The organism is Caldimonas tepidiphila, assembly GCF_003569765.1.
Taxonomy (GTDB): Bacteria; Pseudomonadota; Gammaproteobacteria; order Burkholderiales; family Burkholderiaceae_C; genus Caldimonas; species Caldimonas tepidiphila.
Genome location: NZ_KZ983958.1, coordinates 22,806 through 35,112, shown reverse-complemented (window position 1 = coordinate 35,112; position 12,307 = coordinate 22,806). Strand labels below are relative to the sequence as shown.

Annotated in this window: 9 protein-coding genes; 6 read left to right on the top strand and 3 right to left on the bottom strand. The window is 71.7% G+C overall.

Annotated features, from left to right (window positions below):
• Window positions 1-60 precede the first annotated feature (60 nt).
• Window positions 61-291, top strand: coding sequence for a DUF5808 domain-containing protein (locus D3A59_RS00795; RefSeq protein WP_119153029.1), 231 nt, complete (start codon window positions 61-63; stop codon window positions 289-291).
• Window positions 292-449: 158 nt separating this feature from the next.
• Window positions 450-617 (top strand): hypothetical protein, encoded by a 168-nt coding sequence (locus D3A59_RS25770; protein WP_170162263.1) that lies wholly within the window; start codon window positions 450-452, stop codon window positions 615-617.
• A gap of 58 nt (window positions 618-675) precedes the next feature.
• On the opposite strand, the gene D3A59_RS00790 is transcribed toward D3A59_RS25770, so the two are convergent.
• Complete coding sequence (locus D3A59_RS00790) at window positions 676-1,146, bottom strand: cyanophycin metabolism-associated DUF1854 family protein (protein WP_119153028.1); 471 nt, start codon at window positions 1,144-1,146, stop codon at window positions 676-678.
• A 20-nt stretch (window positions 1,147-1,166) separates the two neighbouring features.
• Window positions 1,167-3,437 carry a cyanophycin metabolism-associated ABC transporter gene (locus tag D3A59_RS00785; protein ID WP_119153027.1) on the bottom strand — a complete coding sequence of 757 codons (2,271 nt, stop codon included), beginning with the start codon at window positions 3,435-3,437 and terminating at the stop codon, window positions 1,167-1,169.
• 235 nt (window positions 3,438-3,672) lie between these two features.
• Here D3A59_RS00785 and D3A59_RS00780 point away from each other — a divergent pair, with 235 nt between their 5' ends.
• The 3 genes from D3A59_RS00780 to D3A59_RS00770 all read left to right on the top strand — a co-directional run bounded on the left by D3A59_RS00780 (window position 3,673) and on the right by D3A59_RS00770 (window position 10,321).
• On the top strand, window positions 3,673-5,868 hold the full coding sequence (locus tag D3A59_RS00780) for a cyanophycin synthetase (RefSeq protein WP_119153026.1): 2,196 nt from the start codon (window positions 3,673-3,675) through the stop codon (window positions 5,866-5,868).
• Between the two features lie 93 nt (window positions 5,869-5,961).
• Window positions 5,962-8,589, top strand: a complete 2,628-nt coding sequence (gene cphA, locus D3A59_RS00775; RefSeq protein WP_119153025.1) for a cyanophycin synthetase — start codon at window positions 5,962-5,964, stop codon at window positions 8,587-8,589.
• 139 nt (window positions 8,590-8,728) lie between these two features.
• A complete protein-coding gene (locus tag D3A59_RS00770) occupies window positions 8,729-10,321 on the top strand; it encodes a catalase (protein WP_119153024.1) in 1,593 nt (530 codons plus the stop codon).
• Between the two features lie 60 nt (window positions 10,322-10,381).
• Here D3A59_RS00770 and D3A59_RS00765 read toward each other — a convergent pair whose 3' ends face one another.
• Window positions 10,382-11,329: a PRC-barrel domain-containing protein gene (locus D3A59_RS00765; RefSeq protein ID WP_119153023.1), complete on the bottom strand. Its 948-nt coding sequence runs from the start codon at window positions 11,327-11,329 to the stop codon at window positions 10,382-10,384.
• Window positions 11,330-11,667: 338 nt separating this feature from the next.
• On the opposite strand from D3A59_RS00765, the gene D3A59_RS26095 reads away from it, so the two are divergent.
• A partial coding sequence (locus D3A59_RS26095; RefSeq protein ID WP_240635876.1) for a phospholipase D-like domain-containing protein occupies window positions 11,668-12,307 on the top strand: 640 nt, incomplete at its 3' end.

Below are 12,307 nucleotides of genomic sequence, written 5' to 3'. Positions count from 1 at the left end.
CCCGGCGCCTTTACAACATACAGGAAAGTGCCCCCGCATCAGGAAAAGCACGACAGGAAGATGAAGCAAGAGGACATCGACCAGGCCGAATGGCAGAAACCGGGAAACTGGCGCGGCGGGTGGCTGGGGCTCTATTGCAGCCGCCTCGACAGCCGTCTCTGGGTTCCCAAGCGCAGGCCGGGACGGGGTTGGACGGTCAACGCCGGGCATCGCGCCGGCCGCGTGCTGCTCGTCGCCGCGCTGCTCCTCGTGATCGCGGTGCTGGCCACGGGCATCCTGCTCGACCGCTGAGAGGACGCCGGCCGGGCCGCTGGCCGGCAGGGCGCGGTCGCGCAAGGGAAATTGTCACGGACGCGCCACAAGGGGGCGGTTTCCCCCGTCCGGACAGGCTCGGCGGCATGCCGCGACCCCTAGAATCCGCGGCCCGACCCTGTCATTTCGAGCCACCCATGAAAGTTCTGCTTTCCCTGTTCGCCGCCGTCGCGCTGCTGTCCGGCTGCGCCGTCTACACGCCCTCGGGCGCCGTGGTGATCGACCCGCACGGCTCCCATTCGCACCCGCAGGGCGGCAACGGCGGCTTCTGCCCGCCGGGGCAGGCCAAGAAGGGGCGCTGCTGAGCGTCCCGTGCCGGCCGCCCGCGTCGCCCCGGTCCGGGGCGGCGCGGCAGGCCGGCGTTCACAGGAAGCGGTCCAGCAGCTTCCTGCTGTGAGCATCCAGCGCCCTCGGGTCGCGGATGCGGAAGTGGATGCCGTGGCTGTCGGCGATCAGGAGCGAGCCGTCGGCGACGCGGCGGATGTCCTCCTCGCCCTTGAGCACGAAGCTCGCCGGGCCGCGGTCGGTGTCCACGCTCCAGGTGCTCGGCGTCGCGAAGCTCGACACCTCGCGCAGCTTCAGGATCTCCGGCACGAACTCGCGCGCGGCGAGCTCCTCCTCGATCAGGGAGCGCAGTCCCGGGGGCAGCGCGTCGAGCCGCGCGATCCAGACAAGCTCGTGGCCGTCCGGCCCCATCAGCGCGATGCCCTCGTTCGGGGCCGCCAGCGGAAAGGCCCGCACCGGCACCACGCCGGCATGCCGCTCGCCGGCGGCGTCGATCAGGCACAGCCGTCCGAAGGCATCGCGCTCCAGCCGGTAGTCGGGCGCCAGCATCTCGTTTCCTTCCGTCCTCATCACGCCGCCTCCAGCGCCGCAGCCGCCTCGGCCTCGTGGCGCGCCTGCGCCTCGTACAGCCGCCAGTAGTGCCCCTTGCGGGCCATCAGCACCTCGTGCGAGCCCACCTCGACGATCTCGCCCCGGTCCATCACGACGAGGCGGTCGGCCTTGCGCAGCGTGGACAGGCGGTGCGCGATCGCGATCGTGGTGCGCCCGCGCACCAGGTTGTCGAGCGCCTTCTGGATCTCCTTTTCCGTCTCCGTGTCCACCGCCGAGGTCGCCTCGTCGAGGATCAGCAGGCGCGGGTCGATCAAGAGCGCGCGCGCGATCGAGATGCGCTGGCGCTCGCCGCCCGACAGGCCCTGGCCGCGCTCGCCGACGAGCGAGTCGTAGCCCTGCAGCAGGCGCAGGATGAACTCGTGCGCGTGCGCGGCGCGCGCCGCCGCGACGATCTCCTCGCGGGTCGCGTCCGGTTTTCCGTACGCGATGTTCTCCGCGATCGTGCCGAAGAACAGGAAGGGCTCCTGAAGCACGAGGCCGATGTGGCTGCGGTACTCGGCCACCGGCAGCGAGCGGATGTCGGTGCCGTCGATGCGGATCGAGCCTTCCGTCACGTCATAGAAGCGGCAGATCAGGTTCACGAGCGTGCTTTTTCCCGAGCCGCTGTGGCCCACCAGGCCGATCATCTCGCCCGGCGCGATCGAGAGGTCCAGGCCCCGGATCACCGAGCGGCTGCCGTAGCGGAAATGCGCGCCGCGGATGTCGATGCGGCCCTGCACCTTCTCGAGGTGCACCGGGTTCGCGGGCTCGGGCACGCTCGAGACGTGATCCAGGATGTCGAAGATGCGCTTGGCGCCGGCGGCGGCCTTCTGCGTCACCGAGACGATGCGGCTCATCGAGTCCAGCCGCGTGTAGAAGCGGCCGATGTAGGCGAGAAAGGCGGTCAGCACGCCGACCGTGATCTGGTTGTTCGCGACCTGCCAGATGCCGAAGGCCCAGACCACCAGCAGCCCGATCTCGGTCATCAGCGACACGGTGGGCGAGAACAGCGACCAGACCTTGTTGAGCTTGTCGTTGACCGCGAGGTTGTGGCGGTTCGCGTCGCGAAAGCGCGTCGCCTCGCGCTTCTCCTGCGCGAAGGCCTTCACGACGCGGATGCCGGGGATGGTGTCCGCGAGCACGTTGGTGACCTCGGACCAGACGCGGTCGATCTTCTCGAAGCCGGTGCGCAGGCGGTCGCGCACGACGTGGATCAGCCACGCGATGAAGGGCAGCGGCAGCAGCGTCACGAGCGCGAGCCAGGGATTGATCGAGAACAGGATCACCGAGGTCATCGCGATCATCAGCACATCGGTCGCGAAGTCGAGCAGGTGCAGCGACAGGAAGACGTTGATGCGGTCGGTTTCCGAGCCGATGCGCGCCATCAGGTCGCCGGTGCGTTTTCCCCCGAAGTATTCGAGCGACAGTTTCAGCAGGTGCTCGTAGGTCGTGGTGCGCAGGTCCGCCCCGATGCGCTCGCTCACCAGGGCGAGGATGTAGGTGCGCGCCCAGCCCAGCAGCCAGGCCACCAGCGCCGCGGCGAGCAGCCCGCCGAGGTAGAGGCTCACGGTGCCCGGCTCGATCGTCTCGCCCCTCTGGTAGGGGATCAGCACCTCGTCCATCAGCGGCATCGTCAGGTAGGGCGGCACGAGTGTCGCCCCGGTCGAGCCGAGCGTGAGCAGGAAGCCGAGCAGCAGCTGGCCGCGGTAGGGCCGCGCGAAGCGCCACAGGCGCAGCAGCGTCCAGGTGGAGGGCGGCGTCAGCTCCTCGCGCGCGCAGACCGGGCAGTCCTCCTGGTCGGGCTCGAGCATCGCGTGGCAGGTCGGGCAGCTGTCGCCCGGCAGCGGCTCGGCCGCGACGCCGCGCACGGCCGCCTCGCACTCGCGCGCGTGCGCATCCATCAGCCGCAGCGCCGCCGGGTTGCGCCCGAGCGTGTAGCGCCAGCGCGCCAGCCGGCCGTTCGCGTCCAGCAGTTCGAGCGTGCCGACACCGGCATGGTCGTGGTGGACGAGCTTCAGTCCCGCGCGGTGCGGCCAGCTCTGCCAGCGATCCTCGCCCTCGACGCGGGCCAGAAGCCGGTGATTTGTCACGACCAGCAGGCCGCTCGCGAAACGCAATTGCGCGTCGAGGTCAACCTCCAGACCGCTTGCGACGTTCTCACCCTCGACCAGCACGGATGCGAGTCCGGCGGTCCAGGGTTCCGGCAGCGTGCCGGCGGCAGGAGATGGATTCGGGAGTTGCTTTGTCATCGTGTTCAGCGCTCAGGCAGCCAGTGGCGCCGTCCGGAAGAGGGCGGCCCCTGCACGCCGCATCGCGTCGCTCGGGGCCATCGGTCCTAGACGCAGCGGGACCGGTTTTCGTTGACAGGCCGAGGCCCGTTTCGGGTCGCAACCGGCCCCTTTCCACACGCGCCAGCGCCCGCGCTGCGCATTGCTTCACGCATGGCGCGTGCATCGCGCTCCCCCCATCCGCCGGAAACCTTTCATGAGAGACATCAAATTCCTGCGCGTGCAGTACCTGCAGGGCCCGAACCTCTGGACCTACCGCGCAGTGCTGGAAGCGTGGGTCGACATCGGCGAGCTCGAGGAGTCGCCGTCGAACACCATCCCCGGCTTCGTCGACCGGCTCGTCGCGTGGCTGCCCTCGCTGCACGCGCACCACTGCAGCGTCGGCGCGCCCGGCGGCTTCATCCAGCGGCTGCGCGACGGCACCTGGCCCGCGCACATCCTGGAGCACGTGACGATCGAGCTGCAGAACCTGGCGGGCATGCAGACCCGCTTCGGCAAGGCGCGCGAGACCGGCGTGCGCGGCGTCTACAAGCTCGTGGTGCGCTCGCGCAACGAGAAGGTCAGCCGCGCGGCGCTCGAGGCGGCGCGCGAGCTGGTGCTCGCCGCGATGGACGACCGGGCCTACGACGTGGCCGCCACCGTGGTGCGGCTGCGCGAGATGGTGGATTCGCTGTGCCTGGGCCCGAGCACCGCATGCATCGTCGACGCCGCCACCGAGCGCGGCATCCCGAACCTGCGCCTGACCGAGGGCAACCTGGTGCAGCTCGGCTACGGCGCGCGCCAGCGCCGCATCTGGACCGCCGAGACCGACAGCACGAGCGCCATCGCCGAGAGCATCTCGAGCGACAAGGACCTGACCAAGCGGCTGCTGCAGTCCTGCGGCGTGCCGGTGCCCGAGGGTCGCGTCGTGAGCGACCCGGCCGACGCCTGGGACGCGGCGCAGGACATCGACGGCCCGGTGGTCGTGAAGCCCAGCGACGCGAACCACGGCCGCGGCGTGTCGATCGAGCTGAGCCGGCGCGAGGACGTCGAGGCCGCCTTCGCGGTCGCCGACGCCGAGGGCAGCGAGGTGATCGTCGAGCGCTTCATCCGCGGCCTGGAGCACCGGCTGCTCGTGGTGGGCGGCCGCATGGTCGCCGCGGTGCGCGGCGACACCGCCTCGGTCACCGGCGACGGCCGCTCGAGCATCGCGGAGCTCGTCGCGACGCAGATCAACAGCGACCCGCGCCGCGGCGAGGACGAGATCTACCCGCTCGACGTCGTGCGCGTGGACGACCCGGCGGTGCGGCTGGAGCTGGAGCGCCAGGGCTGCACGGGCCACACGGTGCCGGCCGCCGGCCGCGTCGTGCGCGTACTGCGCAACGGCAACCTCGCGATCGACGTCACCGACCGGGTGCATCCCGAGGTGGCGGCCGCGGCGACGCTCGCGGCGCGCGTGGTCGGCCTCGACATCGCCGGCATCGACCTCGTCGCCGAGGACGTCTCGCGCCCGCTCGAGGCCCAGGGCGGCGCGATCGTCGAGGTCAACGCCGGCCCCGGCCTGCTGATGCACCTCAAGCCCGCCGAGGGCCAGCCGCGCCCGGTGGGCCGCGCGATCGTCGACCACCTGTTCGCGCCAGAGGAGACCGGCCGCATCCCGGTGGTCGGCGTCGCCGGCCGCCACGGCACGACGCTGATCTCGCGCCTCGTCGCGTGGCTGCTGCAGCTCTCGGGCCACCACGTCGGCCTGGCCTGCGCCGACGGCCTGTTCCTCGACCGCCGCGCGGTGGACCGCCGCCCGGCGAACACGGCGAAGGCCGGCCGGCGCCTGCTGATCAACCGCATGGTCGACGCGGCGGTGTTCGAGAACGGCGCCGAGGTGATCCTCGACGAAGGCCTCGCCTACGACCGCTGCGCGGTCGGCGTCGTCACCGACGTGAGCGGCGTGGACTCGCTCGCGCGCTGGTACATCCGCGAGCCCGAGCAGCTCTACAACGTGCTGCGCACGCAGGTCGACGTCGTGCTCGAAGGCGGCGCCGCGGTGCTCAACGCCGACGACCCGCTGGTGGCGCGCATGGCGCCCCTGTGCGACGGCGAGGTGATCTTCTACGGCCTCGACGCCGAGCTGCCGGCCGTCGCCGAGCACCGCGCCCAGGGCGGCCGCGCGGTGTTCCTGCGCGGCACGCAGGTGGTGCTGGCGCGCGGCGCCGACGAGACCGTGCTGGTGTCGCTGCACACCCTGCCGCTGATGCAGCAGGGTCCGGCCGGAATGCAAGGCGAGGCGGTGCTCGCGGCGGTCGCCGCCGGCTGGGCGCTGGGCCTGGAGCCCGCGCTGCTGCGCACCGGCATCGAGACCTGCGAGCCGCAGGCGCTGCTGCCGGGCAGCACGCTGAAGGCGCCACACGCCGGCTGAGCCCGAGCGAGACCGAGAGAGACCGAGAGAGACAAACAGCCGGCGCGCGGGGAACGCGCTGCCGGCACGATTCCCCACGCAGGAGAACTGCACATGGAAATTTCACGCATCCGGGCCCTGCGCGGCCCCAACGTCTGGAGCCGTCACACCTCGATCGAGGCGATCGTGAGCTGCGACGAGGCCGGCCGCTCGATCGGCCGCACGCCGGGCTTCGAGGCGCGGCTGCGCGCGCGCTTCCCGCGCATCGGCGCGCTGCGTCCCACCGGCCACGCGGGCGTCGTCTCGCTCGCCCATGCGCTGGAATGCACCGCGCTCGCGCTACAGGCCCAGGCCGGCTGCCCGGTGAGCTTCAGCCGCACCACGCCCACCGTCGAGGCGGGCGTCTACCAGGTGGTGGTCGAGTACAGCGAGGAGGCGGTCGGGCGCCTGGCGGTCGAGCTCGCCGGGGCGCTGGTGCGTGCCGCGCTCGACGACACGCCCTTCGACGTCGAGGCGGCGCTCGCCAGGCTGCGCGAGCTCGACGAGGACGTGCGCCTCGGGCCCAGCACCGGCTCGATCGTCGACGCCGCCGTCGCGCGCGGCATCCCCTTCCGCCGCCTGACCGAGGGCAGCCTCGTGCAGTTCGGCTGGGGCAGCAAGCAGCGCCGCATCCAGGCCGCCGAGGTCGACCGCACCAGCGCGATCGCCGAGTCGATCGCGCAGGACAAGGAGCTCACGAAGCAGCTGCTCGAGGCCGCCGGCGTGCCGGTGCCGGGCGGGCGGCCGGCGACGGACGTCGAGGACGCCTGGGCCGCGGCCTGCGAGATCGGCCTGCCGGTGGTCGTGAAGCCGCAGGACGGCAACCAGGGCAAGGGCGTGACGGTGAACATCACGACGCGCGAGCACCTCGAGATCGCCTACAAGGCCGCGGCCGCGGTCAGCGACGAGGTGCTGGTCGAGCGCTTCATCCCGGGCCACGACTTCCGGCTGCTGGTGGTGGGCGACAAGTTGGTCGCCGCCGCGCGCCGCGACCCGCCGCACGTGATCGGCGACGGCCGCCACACCGTGCGCGAGCTCGTCGAGCAGGTCAACGCCGACCCGCGCCGCGGCGACGGCCACGCCACCTCGCTGACCAGGATCCGCTTCGACGCCATTGCCGAGGCCCGCCTGGCGGCGCAGGGGCTGAACGCCGACTCGGTTCCCGCGCCGGGCCAGCGCGTCGTGCTGCGCAACAACGCGAACCTCAGCACCGGCGGCACCGCCACCGACGTGACCGACGACGTGCATCCCGAGGTCGCCGCGCGCGCGGTGGCCGCGGCGCAGATCATCGGCCTCGACATCTGCGGCGTCGACGTGGTGTGCGAGACGGTGCTCAAGCCCCTGGAGGAGCAGGGCGGCGGCGTCGTCGAGGTGAACGCGGCGCCGGGCCTGCGCATGCACCTGACCCCGTCCTACGGGCGCGGCCGCGCCGTCGGCGAGGCGGTGATCGACAGCATGTTCCGGGACGGCGGCGACGGCCGCATCCCGGTGGTCGCCGTCACCGGCACCAACGGCAAGACCACCACGGTGCGCCTGATCGCGCACCTGCTGGAGGGCGCGGGCCTGCGCACCGCGATGACCAACACCGACGGCATCTACATCCGCGGCCGCCGCATCGACACCGGCGACTGCGCCGGCCCGAGGAGCGCGCGCAACGTGCTGATGCACCCGGACGTAGACGCCGCGGTGTTCGAGACCGCGCGCGGCGGCGTGCTGCGCGAGGGCCTGGGCTTCGACCGCTGCAAGGTCGCGGTCGTCACCAACATCGGCGCCGGCGACCACCTGGGGATGAACTACATCACCACGGTCGAGGACCTGGCGCTCGTCAAGCGCGTGATCGTGCAGAACGTCGCCGACGACGGCATCGCGGTGCTCAACGCGGCCGACCCGGTGGTCGCCGCGATGGCCGACGTCTGCCCCGGCTCGGTGACCTTCTTCGCCGCCGACCCGCAGCACCCGGTGCTCGCCGCGCACCGCGCGCAGGGCAAGCGCGTGGTGTTCGTCGAGGACGGCTGCATCGTCGCGGCCGAGGGCCGCTGGCGCCAGCGCCTGCCGCTGGCGGACGTGCCGTTGACGCGCAAGGGCACGATCGGCTTCCAGGTCGAGAACGCGATGGCCGCGGTCGCCGCCGGCTGGGCCTGCGGCATCGGCTGGGATGTGCTGCGCTGCGCGCTGGCGGGCTTCACGAGCGAGTCGGACAACGCGCCGGGCCGCTTCAACGTCTTCGACTACCGCGGCTCGACCCTGATCGCCGACTACGGCCACAACCCGGACGCGATCGCCGCGCTGGTGAAGGCGGTGGAGACGATGCCCGCGAAGCGCCGCTTGGTTGTCATCAGCGGCGCGGGCGACCGCCGCGACGAGGACATCCGCCAGCAGACCGAGATCCTCGGCGGCGCCTTCGACGAGGTGCTGCTCTACCAGGACCAGTGCCAGCGCGGCCGCGCCGACGGCGAGGTGCTCGGGCTGCTGCGCGAGGGCCTGCGCGGCGCGCGGCGCACGACGGCGATCGAGGAGATCCGCGGCGAGTTCCGCGCGATCGACGCGGCGCTCGCGCGCTTGGGCGCCGGCGACCTCTGCCTGATCCTGATCGACCAGGTCGACGAGGCGCTCGCGCACATCGCTCGCCGCATCGCCGAGGCTGCGGCCCCGGCCGAGGCGCGCCGCGAGCCGGCCCTCTACGGCAGCGACGGCCTCTGGTGATGTCCCGGGGCGTCCCGCGAGGGACGCCCCGGCCCCGCCGCTCCTCCCGGTCCCCCGGCCGGGAACACCCCTTGCTGGCTCGGGAAACCGCCCCGCCACTTTCGTTCCTGGTGCGGGCGAGCCAACAGCAGGAGGTCCAATGAGCGAAGAAGCATCCTTCTCGTCCGCAGGCGCAGGCGCAGGCGCAGGCGCAGGCGCAGGCGCGGGCGCGGGCCAGCGCCCGGCGTCGCAGGCACCGGCCGGCGAGGAGCCGGCCGACGGCAAGCTCGGTCTCACCAACCGCCAGGGCCACCCGGTCCACGACAACCAGAACACGCGCAGCGTCGGCCCGCGCGGCCCGCTGGTGCTCGAGGACTACCAGTTCCTCGAGAAGATCACCCACTTCGACCGCGAGCGCATCCCGGAGCGCGTGGTGCACGCGCGCGGCGCCGGTGCGCACGGCTGGTTCGAGGCCTTCGGCGACCTCGAGGGCGAGCCGATCTCCAAGTACACCCGCGCGCACCTGTTCCAGGAGAAGGGCCGCAGGACGCCCGTCTTCGTGCGCTTCTCGACCGTGATCCACGGCGGGCACTCGCCCGAGACGCTGCGCGACCCACGCGGCTTCGCGGTCAAGTTCTATACGGAGGAGGGCAACTGGGACCTCGTCGGCAACAACCTGAAGATCTTCTTCATCCGCGACCCGATCAAGTTCCCGGACCTCGTGCACGCCTTCAAGCCCGACCCGGTGACGCACCGCCAGGACGCGAACCGCATCTTCGACTTCTGCAGCCTCACGCCGGAGTCGACGCACATGGTGACCTGGCTGTTCAGCCCCTGGGGGATCCCGGCCAACTACCGCGAGATGCAGGGCTCGGGCGTCAACACCTACCGCTGGTACAACCGCGAGGGCCAGGGCGTTCTCGTGAAGTACCACTTCGTGCCGGAGCAGGGCCACCGCAACCTGACGCAGCAGCAGGCCAACGAGATCCAGGCGACGAACTTCAACCACGCGACGCAGGACCTCTACGACGCGATCGCGCGCGGCGACCACCCGGCGTGGACGCTGTGCGTGCAGATCATGGAGGACCACGAGCACCCGGAGCTGGACTTCGACCCGCTCGATCCGACCAAGCTCTGGCCCGAGGACCGGTTCCCGATGCGTGCGGTCGGCCGCATGGTGCTCGACCGCAACCCGGTGAACTACTTCGCCGAGGTCGAGCAGGCCGCCTTTGGCACCGGCGTGCTGGTCGACGGCCTGGACTTCTCGGACGACAAGCTGCTGCAGGGGCGCACCTTCTCCTATTCCGACACGCAGCGCTACCGCGTCGGGCCGAACTACCTGCAGCTGCCGATCAACCGGCCGCGCACGCGCGTCGCCACCAACCAGCGCGACGGCCAGATGGCCTTCGAGAACGAGTTCGCGACGACGATGGGCGCCAACCCGCACGTCAACTACGAGCCCTCGAGCCGCGGCGGCCTGCAGCAGCAGCCCGCCGGCGGCACGCCCCACCGGCCCCATGTCAGCGGCCACATCGGCCGCCAGCCGATCGAACGCAAGAACGACTTCAAGCAGGCGGGCGAGCGCTACCGCAGCTTCGAGGACTGGGAGCGCGACGAGCTGATCAGCAACCTCGTCTCGGCGCTCAGCGAGTGCAACGAGGACATCCAGAAGCGCATGGTCGAGCACTTCCGCCAGGCCGACCCGGAGTACGGCCAGCGCGTCGCGGCCGGCCTGGGCTGGAACGGGCAGTGAGCTCAAGGACGGCGGCGGGGCAGGGGCCGTCCGGCCCGCCCCGGCCGGCGTCCCGCCCGTTCAGCGGGCGTCGGCGGCGTCGCGCGTCCTCTCGCGCGTTCCCATGCTGCCGATCCAGGCCTCGTTGCGGCGCCGCCAGGCCGGATCGTTGACGTCGGGCCAGCGGTTGGCCGCAAAACCGGGCGCCTTGGCGAGACGCTCGCGATCGACGTTGAGGCGCAGGTCGATGTCCTTGCGCGCGGGGAACTCGAAGGAGCTCATCGGCAGCGCGACGAGCTTGTCGTTCGGGTTCCAGGCCCGGTCGAACTCCATCACCACGTAGCGCACACTGCCGTCGCGCAAGTTGACGACCAGATCCTCGATCCCGCCGGCGTCGTTGCCTCTCCAATCGTTGACGTCCCGGTCGAGCAGCTCGCTCGCGCGCAGCAGGCGCATGTTCTGCCGCATCGGGATCGCAACGCTGGCCGAGCCGCTCCTGCCGTGGAACTGCTCGATCTCGCTGCGGTGGCCCTCGTTGTTCCAGTTCGGCCAGCGGCTGCGCTCGAAGCCGGGCCATTCGCGCAACTGCTCGCGGTCGACGTCGAGCACCAGCCCGTCGCGCTCGTTGTCGCGGCCGAACAGCCGCATCGGGTAGGCGAACAACTTGTCCCCCATGCCGAGGAAGCCGCCGAAGGCCAGCACCGCGTAGTGCACGCGCTGGTTGTTGACGTCGATCACCAGGTCCTGGATCTCGCCGACGTTCTCGCCCTTCGAGTTGCGCACGTCCATGCCGATCAGCTCGGTGGCGCGCACGTCCCGCGACGCGGGCGAGGCCGAGGGTGGCGTGACCGGCGCGGCGGGCCGTGCCGGGCCGGACTCGACCGGCGTGCCGGCCGGGTTGCGCGCGCCGTACTGGGCCTCGGCCCGGTTCGCGACCGACAGCCCGAGCGCCGCGGCCAGCACCGGGATGCTCCAGAACATCGCGTGGCGGCGCCGCGAAGCCTGCCGGGAGAGACGGGATGACTGCATGACGGTTCTCCTTGCGTGAATCGAGGGGGCGGGCGAGGGAGCGGCCCGTCACGATCCTCGGCAAGCGGAGCGCCCGCATCAGTGGTTCGTCGCGAAGGAGCTATCGGTGTTTTCCCTCGTGCCAACGCTCCGGTCGCCCCGCGTTCCGGGAGGGGGCAAGGCGGGAACGCCGCGCTTCTTCCTGTGGCGCGCAGCATCCGGCGCCGTGAGGCCCTGCAGGGCCCCCCATCCCGGGGCCGCGGGTGCGGGGGTTGCCGCCGCAGACGCATGGACACGGGAAAGCCAGGAGAGCCGATGCGAGCACGCAGTCCTTCGGACGGGCGGCGCGCCGGCCGCCGATGAGGCGGCCGGCGCGCTGGGGCCGCGTCCTCGTCGCGGTGCTGCTGACGCTGGCGGCGGTGCTGCTGGCGGTCAACCTGATGCCGCACGACAAGCGCATCGAGCATCGCGTCGAGCGCCGCTACGAACTGAGCGACCCGGATTTCCGCCGCTCGATGGGCGTGATGCTCGGGCCCGCGATCGTCGGCGGCAACCGGGTCGAGCCGCTGCACAACGGCGACGAGATCTTCCCCGCGATGCTCGGGGCGATCCGCGGCGCGCGGCACAGCATCACCTTCGAGACCTTCATCTACTGGTCGGGGGAGGTCGGACGCAGCTTCGCCGAGGCGCTTTCCGAGCGCGCGCGCGCTGGCGTGCGCGTGCACGTGATGCTCGACTGGATCGGCAGCACGCCGATGGACGCCGAACTGGTCGAGGGGATGACGGCCGCGGGCGTCGAGGTCGAGCGCTTCCACGAGCCGCGCGGCTGGCACCTGGCGCGCATGAACAACCGCACGCACCGCAAGCTGCTGGTGGTGGACGGGCGCGTCGGCTTCACCGGCGGCGTCGGCATCGCCGACCAATGGCAGGGCCGGGCGCAGGATCCCGAGCACTGGCGCGACACGCACTTCCGCGTCGAGGGCCCGGTCGTGGCGCAGA

Bases quoted from the DNA above. Each gene is read 5' to 3' on its own strand.
- D3A59_RS00795 (WP_119153029.1), top strand. From the start codon at position 61: ATGAAGCAAGAGGACATCGACCAGGCCGAATGGCAGAAACCGGGAAAC.
- D3A59_RS00765 (WP_119153023.1), bottom strand. From the start codon at position 11,329: ATGCAGTCATCCCGTCTCTCCCGGCAGGCTTCGCGGCGCCGCCACGCG.
- D3A59_RS00790 (WP_119153028.1), bottom strand. From the start codon at position 1,146: ATGCTGGCGCCCGACTACCGGCTGGAGCGCGATGCCTTCGGACGGCTG.
- D3A59_RS00770 (WP_119153024.1), top strand. From the start codon at position 8,729: ATGAGCGAAGAAGCATCCTTCTCGTCCGCAGGCGCAGGCGCAGGCGCA.
- D3A59_RS25770 (WP_170162263.1), top strand. From the start codon at position 450: ATGAAAGTTCTGCTTTCCCTGTTCGCCGCCGTCGCGCTGCTGTCCGGC.
- D3A59_RS00785 (WP_119153027.1), bottom strand. From the start codon at position 3,437: ATGACAAAGCAACTCCCGAATCCATCTCCTGCCGCCGGCACGCTGCCG.
- D3A59_RS00780 (WP_119153026.1), top strand. From the start codon at position 3,673: ATGAGAGACATCAAATTCCTGCGCGTGCAGTACCTGCAGGGCCCGAAC.
- cphA (WP_119153025.1), top strand. From the start codon at position 5,962: ATGGAAATTTCACGCATCCGGGCCCTGCGCGGCCCCAACGTCTGGAGC.